Raw genomic sequence first — 15,622 nt, 5'->3', positions numbered from 1 at the left:
TGGCAAAATGCCGGAAAACGTCAACTGCGAGATGCGGCATTTGCGGGGTTTGAAAGCCACGTTTGCGTGGCTTTCCGCAATATCAGCGCGTTCTGACGATGACGGTGCCGAGCAGGAAGTCATGAACGAGGCGCGAACGCTCGGTAAACAGGCCTGCAAGCAGGATCAGCGGCGTCAAAACCGAGTTGATGACCCAGAAAAGCACGATGTGAACGGTCGACAGCAGGAAATCGATTCGCCGCCCGTCCATCCGCGCCATCGCGATCCCCATCGCCCGCATGCCGGGGGTCGCCTGCGAGGGGCCGCCAAGCGTCATGCCGAAATAAAGCACCGCAACGATGACGAACAGCGCCGGGAAGAGGAACCACCCGAGGCCGAAGGTAATCACGCCGAGAAAGAACACGATCACAGCCGCCGGAATGCACAGCAGGAGAACGATCGCATAATCGATCAGGAACGCGAAGACACGCCGGCTCAGGACGCCGCTATAGGCGCGCCAGTCATCCGGTGCGGCATAAGTGGGGTTCTGTTCGAGGCTCATCGGTCGTTTTCTCCTGAGAGGGTGTGACAGCGCGGCATGAGTGCCGTGTCAGCAGACAATATGGGAAGAAAACGACCGAATACAATAAGTGCGGGTCTTAGCCCTTTGCCAGTTTGCGTGCGGCCTCGATAGCGAAATAGGTGAGAACGCCATCGCAACCGGCACGCTTGAAACAGAGAAGCGTTTCCATCATCACCCGCTCTCCGTCGATCCAGCCATTCATGGCCGCAGCCTTGATCTGGGTATATTCCCCAGACACCTGATAGGCGAAGGTCGGCAGGCCGAAATTTTCCTTCAGTCTCCAGCAGATGTCGAGATAGGGCAGGCCGGGCTTGACCATCAGCATATCCGCACCTTCCTCCACGTCGAGCGCCGCGTCGCGGATTGCCTCCATGCCGTTGGCAGGGCTGATGTAATAGCTGTTCTTGTCGCCCTTCAGCAGGCCGGCCGTGGAGATGGCCTCGCGATAGGGACCGTAATAGCCGGAAGAGAATTTTGTCGCATAGGACATGATGCCGACATTCTGGTGCCCGGCGGCATCGAGACCGCGACGGATGGCGCCGATACGGCCATCCATCATTTCCGATGGAGAAATAATGTCCGATCCCGCTTCCGCCTGAAGGATCGCCGCCTTGACGACCTGTTCCACCGTCTCGTCATTGACGATCTCGTCGCCGCGCAGAATGCCGTCATGGCCGTGACTGGTGAAGGGGTCGAGCGCGACATCGGTGATCATGCCGATATTGGGAACGGCTTTCTTGACCGCGATAGTCGCCTGATTGATGAGGTTATTCGCCTCGACCGCATTGGAGCCGGTCTCGTCGCGCAGTTCCATTTCGATGTTCGGGAAGGTCGCAATTGCCGGAATGCCGAGATCGGCGGCCTCTTTCGCGGCTTCGACCAGTTTGTCGACGCTCATGCGGTTGACGCCCGGCATCGCCGGAATGGGTTCGACAATATTGCTGCCCGGCACGATGAAGACCGGCCAGATGAGATCGTCGACGGTGAGGCGGCTTTCCTGCACCAGACGGCGCGTCCAATCCGCCTTGCGATTGCGCCGCATGCGACGATGGCCCGTGATCTCGTCGACCAGATGCGTTTTGTCCTGCATGTAAGAATGTCCTTCGATCAAATTTGGAAAGCTGCATAGCATGAAGCTCGGCCCATGCGAATGCGACAATCTTCCCTCATCGGCGTCCTGCGATGACGATGATGCTTTGACAAGGCAGGCGGCGGGATTCAATATGGGCTGGTCGCCCGTTCGTCGAGACCGTATCTTCCGGCCATGGAACCTGATTCTCAACCTCTGCCGAAACGCCCGCTTACGGAAATCCTCTTTCTGGTCTTCATGAGGCTGGTCGCGGTGTCCTGTTTCTGGTTCGGCCTGCAATATTGGGCGATGCTGACGGGCTATTCGCTTGGGGGCCTTGGGCGGTTCGATATGCTGAACCTGCCCTGGCGCGTGGCCGGCAGCGCGCTGGCCGTTATTTTCCCTGTCGCGGCACTCGGTCTCTGGCTCGGGGCCTCCTGGGGCGCGGTCATGTGGGTCATGGGCGCGGGTGCGCAGATCGCCATGTATAAGGTTTGGCCGCATATCTTCGGCGCCAACACGCTGGTGCCCGTCATGCACGGCCTTGTGGCAACCATTTATATACTATTCCTGGTCGCTTTCTGGCTGGATCAGCGCCAGAATGAAGAACGCGCAAGAATTGATTTACCATAAGAATAAAGCAATTCGGCCTGATTTTGGGCCGTATTTAATGGCTAAGTAATTGATTTATAATAGATGACCTTGGACCATTCCCGCTTCGCCACAAGTTGGGCCCTCCGGGGAAAATGCAGGTAACCATTTGTTAATCGTAGCTTTTAAGTAGAATTTTATGCGCATTGATTAGGTTCTCACTCAAGGCGGGAGACAAACAAACACACCGCCAAACAAAACAGTGAGGCAGTCATGATCAATAGCAAAGTTAAGCCCCAGGCCGTTGTTGCCGATGCACATGAAGATACCATCCGCTCGCTCTACATGGAGTCGCTGCATCTGGTGGAACGTCTCCACCGCCGCCTCCTCGATGTCATCAAGGATGAGTTCGACCGTCAGGGTCGTGATGACGTCAACGCCGTTCAGGCCCTGCTGCTGTTCAACATCGGCAATTCCGAACTGACGGCCGGCGAGCTTCGTTCCCGCGGTTACTACCTCGGCTCGAACGTCTCCTACAACGTCAAGAAGCTGGTCGATCTCGGCCTCATCAACCACCAGCGCTCGCGTGTCGACCGCCGCTCGGTTCGCATCAGCCTGACCGAAAAGGGCCAGGAAATCGCCGAAACGGTTGCCCGCCTTTATGAACGCCACGTCGGCTCGATCGAAAAGGTCGGCGGCATCGGCACCGGCGAGTTCTCCGAAATGAACAAGCTGCTGCAGCGCCTCGATCGCTTCTGGAACGACTCGATCGCTTACCGCCTGTAATATCGCGACGGTTTCACTGTTTAAGCCGGGGGCATGTTTTTGCTCCCGGCTTGCGGATTCCGCGTTGTGCCTTTTTGCGTGTCAAGCCCAGCCCCTCTTCGGGCCTTCGCCCTGTTTTTCAGGCGAACAAAGCTTCGTGAGATGAGAGCCGTGACACGAATCGGCCATATTGATATGGGACCCGCAAGGTTGAAGGAGCCGGCTGTTTCTCCTGCTGTCGCGGCAAGTCCCGACTGTTCTGCCAGACAATGGCGCCCAACGAATGGGTGTTGAGTATTACCAGCCGGCAGACACGTTGTACGTGTTTGTTAATCATATTGATTTAGGCATTGTTGAGAATGCCGAAGAGAGTGGCTGGTAGGTAGAATGACAAAGAAATCCGTTTCCGATCCCGTATCGCGCCGCGCGCTTCTGCGTTCGGCCGTTTCCGTTGGCGCTGCCGCGCTTGCCGCGCCGGCCTTTGCGCAGAACGCGCTCAACGATCTCATGGGCTCTTCGCGCCGCGGCAACTGGGATGACCAGTTCGATGCCAATACGTCGCGTTCGGCCGTGGGCGTCGTTTCCAACAATCCGGTTCTCGGACGCGAAGCGCCGGTCTACATGCAGCAGGCGATCATGCAATATCAGCAGATCGTGCAGAATGGCGGCTGGCCGGAAGTGCCCGCGTCCCAGCAGCGTCTCCAGATCGGCGTCTCCGATCCTTCCGTACAGGCGCTGCGCCAGCGACTGATGGTGTCCGGCGACCTGCCGCGTGAAGCCGGCATTTCCAGCGCCTTCGATAGTTACGTCGATGGCGCGCTGAAGCGTTTCCAGGCCCGTCATGGCCTTCCGGCAGATGGCGTCAGCGGCGAATACACCACGAAGGCGCTCAATGTTTCCGCGCAGATCCGTCTGGCGCAGTTGCAGACCAACCTCGTTCGCATCCAGTCCATGTCCGGCGATCTCGGCCAGCGTCACCTGATGGTGAATATCCCGGCTGCCGCCATCGAAGCCGTTGAAAATGAACGCGTCGTGCTGCGCAACACGGCTGTCGTCGGCCGCGCCAGCCGCCCGACGCATGTGATCAATTCCAAGATTTACGAAGTCATCCTCAACCCCTACTGGACCGCGCCGCGCTCGATCGTCGAAAAGGACATCGTGCCGCTGATGCAGAAGGACCCGACCTATCTGGAGCGGAACAATATCCGCCTTATCGACGGCAAGGGGCAGGAAGTTTCGCCGACTGCGGTCGACTGGTTCGCGCCGAAGGCTCCGAACCTGATGTTCCGTCAGGACCCCGGCAAGATCAACGCCATGTCGTCCACGAAGATCAACTTCCACAATCCGAACAACGAATATATGCACGACACGCCGCAGCAGGGCCTGTTCAACAAGCTGATGCGTTTCGAATCCTCCGGCTGCGTGCGCGTGCAGAACGTGCGCGACCTGACGAGCTGGCTGCTGCGCGACACGCCCGGCTGGTCGCGTCAGGAAATGGAGCGCGTCATCGCCACCCGCGTCAACACGCCGATCAAGCTGGCGCAGGAAATCCCGGTCTATTTCGTCTACATCACCGCCTGGTCGGCGAAGGACGGCGTGGTGCAGTTCCGCGACGACATCTATGAAAAGGACGGCAACGCCGAACTGGCGCTCAACACCACGAGCGGCATGGAACAGCCCGCCGGCCCGGTGGATGACGATCTGTTGCCGCGCAACTGATCCGGCTTTACCGCTATTTCATTCCATCATCATGAGCCGCACCTTCGGGTGCGGCTTTTTTCTTGGCGATTTTCTGAAAACATCTGTCGTTTTTTGTCGCAACGTCGCAGTTTGACGGGCAAATCTCGCTGCCCGTATTGCTCTTGTCGGGGCAGGGCGCTAAGACGCCATCGCATTACTGTTTCAGGAGCCTTCACCATGTCGAACACAGATGCTTTCTTCTCCCGTCCGCTTGCCGATGTCGATCCGGAAATTTTCGGCGCGATCGAGAAGGAACTGGGTCGCCAGCGCCACGAGATCGAACTGATCGCCTCGGAAAACATCGTTTCCCGCGCCGTGCTCGAAGCGCAGGGTTCGATCATGACCAACAAATATGCGGAAGGTTATCCGGGCAAGCGTTATTACGGCGGCTGCCAGTTCGTCGATATCGCTGAAGAACTCGCCATCGAACGCGCCAAGAAGCTGTTCGGCGTCAACTTCGCCAACGTGCAGCCGAATTCCGGTTCGCAGATGAACCAGGCCGTGTTCCTCGCGCTGCTTCAGCCGGGCGATACCTTCATGGGCCTCGATCTGAACTCGGGAGGCCACCTGACGCATGGTTCGCCGGTCAACATGTCCGGCAAGTGGTTCAACGTGGTCTCCTACGGCGTGCGTGAAGGCGACAACCTGCTCGACATGGACGAGGTGGAGCGCAAGGCCAAGGAACACAAGCCGAAGCTCATTCTCGCCGGCGGCACCGCCTATTCGCGTGTATGGGACTGGAAGCGCTTCCGCGAAATCGCCGATGAAGTTGGCGCCTACCTGATGGTCGACATGGCCCACATCGCCGGTCTCGTCGCCGGTGGCCAGCATCCGTCGCCGTTCCCGCACTGCCATGTCGCCACCACCACCACGCACAAATCGTTGCGCGGCCCGCGCGGCGGCATGATCCTCACCAATGACGAGGATCTGGCCAAGAAGTTCAACTCGGCCGTTTTCCCCGGTCTGCAGGGCGGCCCGCTGATGCACGTCATCGCCGCCAAGGCGGTCGCCTTCGGCGAAGCGCTGAAGCCCGAGTTCAAGGACTATGCCGCTCAGGTCGTCAAGAACGCCAAGGCGCTGGCTGAAACGCTGGTCGAAGGCGGTCTGGATGTCGTCTCCGGCGGCACCGACAACCACCTGATGCTGGTCGATCTTCGCAAGAAAAACGCCACCGGTAAGCGCGCGGAAGCAGCGCTCGGCCGCGCTTACATCACCTGCAACAAGAACGGCATTCCTTTCGATCCGGAAAAGCCCTTCGTCACTTCCGGTGTCCGTCTCGGCACGCCGGCCGGCACGACGCGCGGTTTCAAGGAAGCGGAATTCCGCGAAATCGGCAAGCTGATCGTCGAGGTTCTCGATGGTCTGAAGGTTGCCAATTCGGATGAGGGCAATGCCGCCGTCGAGGCTGCGGTGCGTGAAAAGGTCGTCGGCCTGACGGACCGTTTCCCGATGTATCCGTACATGTAAGGAAAGAACACGATGCGCTGCCCATTCTGCGGTTCCGAAGACACACAGGTCAAGGACTCGCGCCCGGCGGAGGACAACACCTCCATCCGCCGGCGGCGCATCTGCCCCGATTGCGGCGGCCGCTTCACGACCTATGAGCGCGTGCAGTTGCGCGAGCTGATGGTCATCAAGAAAAGCGGCCGCAAGCTGCCCTTCGACCGGGAAAAGCTGGTGCGATCCTTCGAGATTGCGCTGCGCAAGCGCCCGGTCGATCGCGACCGGATCGAGCGTGCCGTCTCCGGCATCGTTCGCCGCCTGGAAAGTTCGGGCGAGACGGAAATTCCCTCGGAAGAAATCGGCCTGCAGGTTCTCGAAGCGCTGAAGAGCCTCGATGACGTGGCCTTCGTGCGTTACGCCTCGGTCTATCGCGATTTCAGCCATGCCGAGGATTTCGAAAACGTGATTGCCGAAATCAACGCCAAGATCGCCCGCGATACGGACGCCGGAGTCTAGCCGTGACCACCCGTGCCGATGACGAAAGATTCATGGCCCGGGCAATCGAGGTTTCTCTCCGCCATCAGGGTCAGACGCTTACCAATCCCTCCGTCGGCTGCGTGCTCGTCAAAGACGGAAAAATCATCGCCGAAGCCGTGACCGCCATTGGCGGCCGCCCCCATGCCGAACGGCAGGCGCTGGAAATCGCCGGGGAAGCGGCGCGCGGCGCCACCGCCTATGTGACGCTCGAACCCTGCTCGCACTGGGGCAAAACCCCGCCCTGCGCCAATGCCCTGGTGGAATACGGCGTCGCCCGCGTCGTGGTGGCGGTGGATGACCCGGACGAGCGTGTTTCAGGCCGTGGTTATACGATTTTACGGGATGCCGGTATTGTCGTGGAAACCGGCCTGTTGCGGGATGAGGGTAAGAGGGCGCTGGTCGGTTACCTCACGCGTCAGGTGAAAAAACGCCCGCATGTGATTCTGAAGCTTGCCGTTTCCGCCGATGGCATGATCGGCAGGAAAGGCGAGGGGCAGGTGGCGATTACCGGTCCCGAGGCTCGCCATGCCGTGCATGAGCTTAGGGCGCGTTGTGATTGCATCCTCGTCGGTATCAGGACCGCCATTGCGGATGATCCTGAGCTGACGGTGCGAATAGCCGGTCTCGGGGATCGTTCGCCGGTTCGCATCGTGCTGGATCGGCAGTTTGAGTTGCCGCTGACATCGAAGCTGGTGAAGACAGCGCGGGAGGTGCCGGTGATCGTTGCGGCGTTACCCCCCTCTGCCCTGCCGGGCATCTCCCCCTCAAGGGGGGAGATCGGCAAGGGGCTGGCCGCTCGCTCAAATTTCGACTCCACCTCTCATTCGTCAACCTTCAAGGTCAGGCAAGGCAGCGCCCCATCGATCTCCCCCCTTGAGGGGGAGATGCCCGGCAGGGCAGAGGGGGGTAGCCCCGAACACCGCCGCCAACTTCTCACCGACGCCGGCGTCCAGATTCTCGAAGCCCCAACGCTCGAAAACCTCCTCCACATCCTCGCCGAAAGCGGCATGTCGGAACTTCTGGTCGAAGGCGGCGCCTTTGCCGCAAAATCATTCCTTGAAGCCGGGCTGGTGGACCGTATCATGCTGTTCGAAAGCCCGGTGGTGATCGGTGAGGGCGGCATTGAAACGCCGCTCAAACGTGCCGATATTCCGGGTGACTATGCTCTGGTCAGCGAGACCGCCTATGGGCGGGATCGTTGCTTCGATTATGAAAGGCCGATTTGATGTTTACCGGAATTGTCACCGACGTCGGAACCGTTTCCGAGCTCGAAGCTCTGGCCGAAGGCGTGCGTCTGCGGGTGGCGACAAATTACGACCCCAAAACCATCGATATGGGCGCGTCCATCTCCCATGGCGGCGTCTGCCTGACGGTGACGAGACTGCCGGAAGATGGCAGCAATGAGCGCTGGTACGAGGTCGAGGCATGGGAAGAGGCGCTGCGCCTGACGACGATTGCCGGCTGGCAAAAGGGCACCCACGTCAATCTGGAGCGGGCGCTCAAGATCGGCGATGAGCTTGGCGGCCACATCGTTTCCGGCCATGTCGATGGCAGGGCGGAAATCCTTTCGGTGGAGCCGGAAGGTGAGGCGGTGCGCATTCGCCTGCGCGCGCCGGAGCATCTGGCGAAATTCGTGGCGCCCAAGGGTTCCGTGGCGCTCGACGGCACTTCGCTGACCGTCAACGCCGTCGAAGGCGCGGATTTTGACGTTCTGCTGATCCGCCATACGCTGACCGTCACCACCTGGGGCGAACGCCAGCCGGGCGATTTCGTGAATTTCGAAGTCGATACCATGGCGCGTTATGCCGCTAGGCTTGCGGAATTTCCCTCAGCGTAATGTGACGATGCTTTGGAGAGGAAGGCGCACCGACGCCTCCTCCGTCATTCCGGCCTTGAGCCGGAATCCAGCCAGCCCAAGTCTTTGGGCTGAAAGAACTTTTCCCGCCGCACAGACGCGCGTTGACTGGATTCCGGCTCAAGGCCGGAATGACGGAAAGGGAGTGGCCAACACCTGAAATCGCGGCATATTGCAATTGTTCTCATGCACCGCTTCCGATGAAGCTGGAAACGCTATAGGACTTTTTAGGCCGTTTGATATCGACCGCGAGCCAAACGGGGTAGGGGAAATACATCATGCCGTCCTTCGAACTGCTGACAGCCTTTTTCATAACCACCGCCTTGTTCGCCTATATCCCCGGTCCGGCCATGCTTTATGCGGCGGCGCAGACCATGGCGCGCGGACGGTTTGCCGGGCTGATGGCGGTGCTTGGAATCCATGTCGGCTGCTATTTCCACATCTTTGCCTCTGCGGCAGGGCTTTCGGTGCTGTTTCAGGCCGTGCCGTGGCTTTATCTCGCCGTGAAGCTCTGCGGCGCGCTTTATCTCGTCTGGCTCGGCTTCTCGATGCTGCGCAGCAAGCTCGAAGGCGAGGCGGTCAATCTGGCCATCGAGCCGAAATCGGCCCGCCGCGCCTTTGTCGACAGCATCATCGTCGATGTGCTCAATCCGAAGACAGCGCTGTTCTTTCTGGCCTTCCTGCCGCAATTTGTCGATCCGGCGGCCGCTTTCCCCGTCTGGCTGCAGTTCCTGATCCTCGGCATCGCCGTCAATTTCATTTTTTCCTCCGCCGATCTCGTCGGCGTGCTTCTTGCAGGCGCGATGATCGGGCGCTTGAAGCGTTCCAGCGCGGTGCAGGTGTTTGCCCGCCGCGCTGCCGGAACGGTGCTGATGGGGCTCGGCGTCCATCTCGCCTTCCAGAAAACCTGATTCACGGGGAGCCGAGCCGGGAGCGCGAAACCCGGCCAAATGCCCTGCAAACGCGGCCGCTTGCGCCGCCGACACATGAAATTACTTGCCAAAAACGGCCAGCCGTGGTTTGACCGCCGCAAATGCCGGTGTGATCCGGCGTCAAGCTTTTCGGGAAAATCCCCAGGAACCCTCACATGTCCAAACCCCATCTTCTTATCGTGGAAGCACGTTTTTACGATGATATGGCCGACGCTCTTCTCGAAGGCGCGAAGTTCGCGCTTGATGAAGCCGGCGCCACCTATGACGTCATCACCGTTCCCGGTGCGCTGGAAATCCCCGCCGCCATCGCCATGGCGCTTGATGGTGCCGACAATGACGGCTCGGAATATGACGGTTTCGTTGCGCTCGGCATGGTCATTCGTGGTGAGACCTATCACTTCGATATCGTCGCCAACGAATCCTCCCGCGCCCTGATGGATCTTGCCGTCAGCGAATCGCTGCCGATCGGCAACGGCATCCTCACAGTCGAGAATGACGAGCAGGCATGGGCGCGCGTGCGTCGTTCCGACAAGGACAAGGGCGGTTTTGCGGCGCGTGCGGCGCTGACCATGATCGAGCTGAAGAAGAAGCTGGGTGGCTGAGCGCATGTCGAATGTTGAAAATGGCGGCGAACCGCGCCAGCCTTCGGTAAAGCCCGCCAACCAGCGCGGCGCGGCCCGCCTTGCGGCCGTGCAGGCGCTTTACCAGATGGATGTCGGCGGAACCGGCGTCATGGAAGTCGTGGCCGAATACGAAGCGCACCGTCTCGGGCAGGAAGTCGATGGCGATACCTATCTGAAGGCCGACCCGTCCTGGTTCCGTTCCATCGTTTCCGGTGTCGTCCGAGATCAGACGAAGATCGACCCGCTGGTGCGCTCCGCGCTTCTGGAAGACTGGCCGCTGTCGCGCCTCGATGCCACCGTGCGCGCCATCCTGCGTGCCGGCACGTTCGAGATTCTCGAGCGCAAGGACGTGCCGGTCGCCGTCATCGTCACGGAATATGTTGAAATCGCCCGTGCTTTCTTCGAGCATGACGAGCCGAAGCTGGTGAATGCGGTTCTGGACCGCATTGCCAAGCAGGTGCGCGGCGAGGCAAAACGCTAAAATACGTTAGGTGAGGAAGAGATGAGCGCGGTTTCCGTCCCCGGACTTGAAGTTCAACTGGACGAGGCGAGGCGCAACGTCTTCCTCCTCACCATCGCGCAGGCGATCATGGGATCGGCTGCGCCCTTAAGCTTTTCGGTCGGCGCACTTGCCGGCTATCAGCTGCTCGGCGCGGATAAGTCGCTGGCGACCGCGCCTCTCACCGGCTTCAATATCGGCGTTGCGCTCGGCGCGATCTGCGTGGCGGCCGCATCCCGCTTTCTCGGCCGCAAGGCAGGCTTCATGGTCGGCGCGCTGATGTGCTCCATTGGCGGCGGCATTGCCGCCGTGGCGCTCTTCCGTTCGGATTTTTGGCTATTTGCCGTCGGCCTGCTGCTGATCGGCATTTCCGGCGGCTTTACGCAAAAAATCCGTTTTGCCGCGGCCGACGCCTCTCCATCCTTTTACAAGCCGAAGGCGATCTCCTGGATACTCGCCGGCGGCATCATTTCCGCCATCGTCGGGCCGCAACTCGCCATCTTCGGCAAGGATTTGCTTGCGCCGGTCACCTTTGCCGGCGCTTTTCTGGCGCTCGTTCCGCTCGGCCTCGTTTCCATCGCCATTCTGGCGTTTCTGAAACTGCCCGACCCCAAGGCGGCCGCCGCCCATGTCGAATCGGTAAGGCCGCTGTCGGAAATCGTCCGCACGCAGCGTTTCGTCACCGGCATGATCTGCGGCATCGGTTCCTATGCCCTGATGACCTTCATGATGACCGGCGCACCGCTTGCCATGGTGGTCGGCTGCGGTTTCCCCACCGAACTCGCCACGCTCGGCATCCAGTGGCACGTTCTCGCCATGTTCGGCCCGAGCTTCTTCACCGGCATGCTGATTTCCCGATTCGGTGCGGAAAAAATCGTGGCAGTCGGCCTGATCGTGCTGATGGCCTGCGCCATCGTTGCCCATATGGGCATAGAGCTGTGGAATTTCTGGGCGGCGCTCATCCTGCTCGGCCTCGGCTGGAATTTCGGTTTCATCGGCGCAACCGCCATCATCACCTCCAGTTACCGCCCGCATGAGGCGGACAAGGTGCAGGGTTTCCACGATATCGTGCTGTTTGGCACCGTGGCGCTGTCATCCTTCTCTTCCGGCAAGGTGTTTACGGCCTGGGGCTGGTCGGTGATGAACCTCGTCATCTGGCCGGTTGCCGGGCTTTGCCTTCTGCTTGTCCTGTCGCTCGTCCTGACAAGCCGCAAAAAAGCAGCCTGAGTCGCGCGCCGCACTCTACTCCTTTCAAGTTTCAGGCAAATTTGTGGGCTTGACGCGGCACCTCGCGCCAACGCAATCTCCGCTCAGAGGACATTTTTCCTTGGGAGGGGAACAAATGCCCAAGACGGGATTTGGGACAGGCCGTCCGCATCTCCCTGCACAAGGTTTCGCCACGCCGGGGAGGGAGTGAGACCCGGCCTTTTGGGAGGTAAGTGCGCATGACCGTAATACCCATAGTAATTTTATGCGGTGTCCTGTCCGTCGTTTACGCGGTATGGGCCACCAAAAGCGTTCTCGATGCCGATCAGGGCAACGAGCGTATGCGTGAAATAGCAGGTTTTATCCGTGAAGGTGCGCAGGCTTATCTCACCCGTCAATATCTCACCATCGCCATCGTCGGACTGATCGTCGCCATTCTGGCCTGGTATCTTCTGTCATCCATGGCGGCCATCGGCTTTCTCGTCGGCGCGGTTCTGTCCGGTGTCGCCGGCTTCGTCGGCATGCATGTCTCCGTGCGCGCCAATCTGCGCACCGCGCAGGCCGCCTCGCACAGCCTTTCTGCCGGTCTTGATATCGCTTTCAAGTCGGGCGCCATCACCGGCATGCTGGTGGCGGGTCTCGCGCTTCTCGGCGTCTCCATCTATTATTTCATCCTCACTTCGGTGATGGGCCATCCGGCCGGATCGCGTGAGGTGATCGATGCGCTGGTGTCGCTCGGCTTCGGCGCATCGCTGATTTCCATCTTCGCCCGCCTCGGCGGCGGCATCTTCACCAAGGGTGCCGATGTCGGCGGCGATCTCGTGGGCAAGGTGGAGGCCGGCATTCCCGAGGACGACCCGCGCAACCCCGCAACCATTGCCGACAATGTCGGCGACAATGTCGGCGATTGCGCCGGCATGGCGGCTGACCTCTTCGAGACCTATGCCGTCTCTGTCGTCGCAACCATGGTTCTCGCCGCGATATTCTTTGCCGGAACGCCGATACTGGAAAGCGCCATGGTCTATCCGCTGGCGATCTGCGGCGCCTGCATTCTGACCTCGATTGCCGGCACCTTCTTCGTGAAGCTCGGCACCAACAATTCCATCATGGGCGCACTCTACAAGGGCCTCATCGCCACCGGCGTCTTCTCGGTTGCGGGTCTTGCACTCGCCACTCATGCGACGGTCGGCTGGGGAGTGGTGGGCACGGTGGCCGGCATGGAAATCACCGGCACCAATCTCTTCTTCTGCGGATTGGTCGGTCTTGTCGTGACGGCGCTGATTGTCGTCATTACCGAATATTATACCGGCACCAACAAGCGGCCGGTCAACTCCATCGCCCAGGCGTCTGTCACCGGTCATGGCACCAATGTCATCCAGGGCCTTGCGGTCTCGCTGGAATCGACGGCGCTGCCGGCCATCGTCATCGTCGGCGGCATCATCGGCACCTATCAGCTCGGCGGGCTGTTCGGCACGGGCATCGCGGTCACCGCCATGCTCGGCCTTGCCGGCATGATCGTGGCGCTCGACGCCTTCGGCCCGGTCACGGACAATGCCGGCGGTATCGCCGAAATGGCCGGTCTCGATCCTGACGTTCGCAAGGCGACCGATGCGCTGGACGCCGTCGGCAACACCACCAAGGCCGTCACCAAGGGTTATGCCATCGGTTCGGCCGGTCTCGGCGCACTGGTGCTGTTCGCCGCCTATGCCAATGACCTCTCCTATTTCGCCGCCAACGGCGATACCTATCCCTACTTCAAGGACATTGGCGAGATTTCCTTCAGCCTCGCCAATCCTTACGTGGTTGCCGGCCTGCTGTTCGGCGGCCTCATCCCCTATCTCTTCGGCGGTATCGCCATGACGGCGGTGGGCAAGGCGGCAAGCTCGATTGTCGAGGAAGTCCGCCGCCAGTTCCGCGAAAAGCCCGGCATCATGGCCGGAACGGAAAGGCCTGATTACGGCAAGGCCGTGGACCTGCTGACACGGGCGGCGATCAAGGAAATGGTCATCCCGTCGCTCCTGCCGGTTCTGGCGCCGCTCGTCGTTTATTTCGGCGTGCTGGCCATTTCCGGCTCCAAGGCGTCGGCCTTCGCGGCACTTGGCGCATCGCTGCTTGGCGTCATCATCAACGGCCTCTTTGTGGCGATTTCCATGACCTCCGGTGGCGGTGCGTGGGACAATGCCAAGAAGAGCTTCGAAGACGGTTTCATCGACAAGGACGGCGTGCGCCACGTCAAGGGTTCGGACGCCCACAAGGCGTCGGTGACGGGCGATACGGTCGGCGATCCCTACAAGGATACCGCCGGTCCAGCCGTCAACCCGGCGATCAAGATCACCAATATCGTGGCGCTGCTGCTGCTTGCGGTTCTTGCCCACTGAGGGCTTGGGTTCCGGCCAATGAAAAAGGCCCGGGGAGCGATCCCCGGGCCTTTGAATTTTCCGTTTCTTCTTCCGATCAGGGGGTGTTGTTGCCCTGACCGAGAATGCTCTTGGCGATATTGGCGCCCGAGGTGCCGCCGGAAAGCAGCTGCTGCAGGAAGGTGAGGTCTTTGCCGCCCGTCGGCGTGGTGCGCGAAATCGTGTCGAAGACCTTGCCGTCCTGCAGCGTATAGTTGGCCTTGCGCTCGATCACGCCGTCCTTGTTGAAGTAGATCGCGAGAATGTTCTGCTCGACCAGCGCCGGCTTCATGAAGGCCGCGCGGCGCACGCGCTTCTGCGAGATGTAATAGAAAACCTCGTTGCCGAAGGTCGCGGTGGTGGAGGGCGTGCCCATGGTCAGCAGAACCTGCTCGCGGCTCGAACCTTCCGGGATCAGCTGAAGCGACTGCTCGTCCATGACGTAGCCGTTATGGAACACATCGGTCGTGCTGCTGCAGGCGGAAAGCAGGCCGGATGCGAGCACGATTGCGATGGCGGTCTTGCTCAGAACATTGCCGTGACTTGCGGATTTCTGCTTGCTCAACTGCTTTTCCCCGACTGCGATCATGAATGGCACCTTCCGGCATTGCGTGGTGCACAGTGTCTGTGCACATGATTGTGTCAATCCGGGGACGGAAAATCCCGGTCACTCCCCAAATTCAATGCTTTCCCGGTCTTTTGGAACTCCTCCGGTTCTCTTCGACTGTTTCAGGCGAAAGACGAACGTGACCGCGACAGCATTGCAATTCGTGGATGCTTCGGTAAACCAGCTTTGACGATCATGCAACAAGTGCGATGGGCGGTAAGCGAATTCACCCGTCCCGTTCGGAAAAAAAACGATGATATTCGGGCTGTTCAAGAAGAAAAACAACAATCGCGCCATTGTCGACCGGCAATATGCGACTTTGACCGCCGCTGCCCGCACGCCCGCTTTCTATCTCGATCTCGGTGTTCCCGATACGGTCATGGGCCGCTTCGAGATGCTGTCGGTCATCATGATTCTCTATTTCCGCCGCACCAAATCCTCCGATGTAAGCGGTCAGGAGATCGCCCAGGAGATCGTCGACGCTTTTTTTCAGGACCTCGATCATTCCATTCGCGAATTGGGAATCGGCGATCAGGGCGTGCCGAAGCGCATGAAGAAATTCGCCGGCATGTTTTATGGGAGGCTCGAATCCTATGCGGCGGCGCTGGATGCTTCCGACCGCGTTGCCCTTGCCGCGGCGCTCCGGCGCAATATATATCCGCAGGTAGATGAGAAGGCGCCCGATATGGAGGGGCTGGCAGGCTGGATGATGGACGCATCCACGCAACTTGCCACCCAGTCCGAAGACACAATAGCAACCGGAAGCCTGACGCTGCCCTTGCCTGGACGATGAGGTT

Annotated in this window: 16 protein-coding genes; 13 read left to right on the top strand and 3 right to left on the bottom strand. The window is 60.0% G+C overall.

Annotated features, from left to right (window positions below; all coding sequences use genetic code 11):
• Positions 1–82 precede the first annotated feature (82 nt).
• Both ACQZ40_RS05960 and hemB read right to left on the bottom strand, forming a co-directional pair.
• A complete protein-coding gene (locus ACQZ40_RS05960; protein WP_065654043.1) occupies positions 83–541 on the bottom strand; it encodes an RDD family protein in 459 nt (152 codons plus the stop codon).
• A 97-nt stretch (positions 542–638) separates the two neighbouring features.
• Positions 639–1,652: a porphobilinogen synthase gene (gene hemB, locus ACQZ40_RS05955; RefSeq protein ID WP_448747567.1), complete on the bottom strand. Its 1,014-nt coding sequence runs from the start codon at positions 1,650–1,652 to the stop codon at positions 639–641.
• A gap of 174 nt (positions 1,653–1,826) precedes the next feature.
• Between hemB and ACQZ40_RS05950 the strand changes: the two genes are divergently transcribed.
• The 12 genes from ACQZ40_RS05950 (at position 1,827) to ACQZ40_RS05895 (ending at position 14,200) form a co-directional block, all read left to right on the top strand.
• Positions 1,827–2,264, top strand: coding sequence for a DUF6163 family protein (locus tag ACQZ40_RS05950; protein WP_448747566.1), 438 nt, complete (start codon positions 1,827–1,829; stop codon positions 2,262–2,264).
• Between the two features lie 234 nt (positions 2,265–2,498).
• Positions 2,499–3,008, top strand: coding sequence for a transcriptional regulator LdtR (ldtR, locus tag ACQZ40_RS05945; protein ID WP_026363448.1), 510 nt, complete (start codon positions 2,499–2,501; stop codon positions 3,006–3,008).
• Between the two features lie 366 nt (positions 3,009–3,374).
• Positions 3,375–4,706 (top strand): L,D-transpeptidase family protein, encoded by a 1,332-nt coding sequence (locus tag ACQZ40_RS05940; RefSeq protein ID WP_448747565.1) that lies wholly within the window; start codon positions 3,375–3,377, stop codon positions 4,704–4,706.
• Between the two features lie 198 nt (positions 4,707–4,904).
• Positions 4,905–6,194 (top strand): serine hydroxymethyltransferase, encoded by a 1,290-nt coding sequence (glyA, locus tag ACQZ40_RS05935; protein WP_020809946.1) that lies wholly within the window; start codon positions 4,905–4,907, stop codon positions 6,192–6,194.
• A gap of 12 nt (positions 6,195–6,206) precedes the next feature.
• The gene (gene nrdR / locus ACQZ40_RS05930; RefSeq protein WP_003496675.1) at positions 6,207–6,686 is read left to right on the top strand and encodes a transcriptional regulator NrdR; all 480 of its coding nucleotides are present in this window, start codon (positions 6,207–6,209) and stop codon (positions 6,684–6,686) included.
• A 2-nt stretch (positions 6,687–6,688) separates the two neighbouring features.
• Positions 6,689–7,933 carry a bifunctional diaminohydroxyphosphoribosylaminopyrimidine deaminase/5-amino-6-(5-phosphoribosylamino)uracil reductase RibD gene (gene ribD / locus ACQZ40_RS05925; protein WP_448747564.1) on the top strand — a complete coding sequence of 415 codons (1,245 nt, stop codon included), beginning with the start codon at positions 6,689–6,691 and terminating at the stop codon, positions 7,931–7,933.
• Positions 7,933–8,544 carry a riboflavin synthase gene (locus ACQZ40_RS05920; RefSeq protein ID WP_220318383.1) on the top strand — a complete coding sequence of 204 codons (612 nt, stop codon included), beginning with the start codon at positions 7,933–7,935 and terminating at the stop codon, positions 8,542–8,544. The genes ribD and ACQZ40_RS05920 overlap by 1 nt, the downstream gene beginning before the upstream one ends.
• Positions 8,545–8,840: 296 nt before the next feature.
• On the top strand, positions 8,841–9,473 hold the full coding sequence (locus ACQZ40_RS05915) for a LysE family translocator (RefSeq protein ID WP_448747563.1): 633 nt from the start codon (positions 8,841–8,843) through the stop codon (positions 9,471–9,473).
• Between the two features lie 176 nt (positions 9,474–9,649).
• Positions 9,650–10,096, top strand: coding sequence for a 6,7-dimethyl-8-ribityllumazine synthase (gene ribH / locus ACQZ40_RS05910; RefSeq protein WP_448747562.1), 447 nt, complete (start codon positions 9,650–9,652; stop codon positions 10,094–10,096).
• 4 nt (positions 10,097–10,100) lie between these two features.
• A complete protein-coding gene (gene nusB / locus ACQZ40_RS05905; protein ID WP_004441180.1) occupies positions 10,101–10,598 on the top strand; it encodes a transcription antitermination factor NusB in 498 nt (165 codons plus the stop codon).
• 21 nt (positions 10,599–10,619) lie between these two features.
• Positions 10,620–11,843, top strand: coding sequence for an MFS transporter (locus tag ACQZ40_RS05900; protein WP_448747561.1), 1,224 nt, complete (start codon positions 10,620–10,622; stop codon positions 11,841–11,843).
• Between the two features lie 218 nt (positions 11,844–12,061).
• Positions 12,062–14,200, top strand: coding sequence for a sodium-translocating pyrophosphatase (locus ACQZ40_RS05895; protein WP_448747560.1), 2,139 nt, complete (start codon positions 12,062–12,064; stop codon positions 14,198–14,200).
• Between the two features lie 76 nt (positions 14,201–14,276).
• On the opposite strand, the gene ACQZ40_RS05890 is transcribed toward ACQZ40_RS05895, so the two are convergent.
• On the bottom strand, positions 14,277–14,807 hold the full coding sequence (locus tag ACQZ40_RS05890; RefSeq protein ID WP_003520808.1) for an outer membrane protein assembly factor BamE: 531 nt from the start codon (positions 14,805–14,807) through the stop codon (positions 14,277–14,279).
• Between the two features lie 271 nt (positions 14,808–15,078).
• On the opposite strand from ACQZ40_RS05890, the gene ACQZ40_RS05885 reads away from it, so the two are divergent.
• The gene (locus ACQZ40_RS05885; protein WP_448747559.1) at positions 15,079–15,618 is read left to right on the top strand and encodes a ubiquinol-cytochrome C chaperone family protein; all 540 of its coding nucleotides are present in this window, start codon (positions 15,079–15,081) and stop codon (positions 15,616–15,618) included.
• Positions 15,619–15,622: the final 4 nt, after the last annotated feature.

Source organism: Agrobacterium sp. 16-172Ci (assembly GCF_053522725.1).
This window is presented reverse-complemented; position numbering and strand designations above follow the sequence as displayed.

What these genes read in the sequence shown, in the direction of transcription:
- ACQZ40_RS05920 (WP_220318383.1), top strand. Translation starts at nt 7,933, where the DNA reads ATGTTTACCGGAATTGTCACCGACGTCGGAACCGTTTCCGAGCTCGAA.
- ACQZ40_RS05940 (WP_448747565.1), top strand. Translation starts at nt 3,375, where the DNA reads ATGACAAAGAAATCCGTTTCCGATCCCGTATCGCGCCGCGCGCTTCTG.
- ACQZ40_RS05900 (WP_448747561.1), top strand. Translation starts at nt 10,620, where the DNA reads ATGAGCGCGGTTTCCGTCCCCGGACTTGAAGTTCAACTGGACGAGGCG.
- ACQZ40_RS05950 (WP_448747566.1), top strand. Translation starts at nt 1,827, where the DNA reads ATGGAACCTGATTCTCAACCTCTGCCGAAACGCCCGCTTACGGAAATC.
- ACQZ40_RS05895 (WP_448747560.1), top strand. Translation starts at nt 12,062, where the DNA reads ATGACCGTAATACCCATAGTAATTTTATGCGGTGTCCTGTCCGTCGTT.
- glyA (WP_020809946.1), top strand. Translation starts at nt 4,905, where the DNA reads ATGTCGAACACAGATGCTTTCTTCTCCCGTCCGCTTGCCGATGTCGAT.
- nrdR (WP_003496675.1), top strand. Translation starts at nt 6,207, where the DNA reads ATGCGCTGCCCATTCTGCGGTTCCGAAGACACACAGGTCAAGGACTCG.
- ribH (WP_448747562.1), top strand. Translation starts at nt 9,650, where the DNA reads ATGTCCAAACCCCATCTTCTTATCGTGGAAGCACGTTTTTACGATGAT.
- ACQZ40_RS05915 (WP_448747563.1), top strand. Translation starts at nt 8,841, where the DNA reads ATGCCGTCCTTCGAACTGCTGACAGCCTTTTTCATAACCACCGCCTTG.
- hemB (WP_448747567.1), bottom strand. Translation starts at nt 1,652, where the DNA reads ATGCAGGACAAAACGCATCTGGTCGACGAGATCACGGGCCATCGTCGC.
- ACQZ40_RS05885 (WP_448747559.1), top strand. Translation starts at nt 15,079, where the DNA reads ATGATATTCGGGCTGTTCAAGAAGAAAAACAACAATCGCGCCATTGTC.
- ACQZ40_RS05960 (WP_065654043.1), bottom strand. Translation starts at nt 541, where the DNA reads ATGAGCCTCGAACAGAACCCCACTTATGCCGCACCGGATGACTGGCGC.
- ACQZ40_RS05890 (WP_003520808.1), bottom strand. Translation starts at nt 14,807, where the DNA reads ATGATCGCAGTCGGGGAAAAGCAGTTGAGCAAGCAGAAATCCGCAAGT.
- nusB (WP_004441180.1), top strand. Translation starts at nt 10,101, where the DNA reads ATGTCGAATGTTGAAAATGGCGGCGAACCGCGCCAGCCTTCGGTAAAG.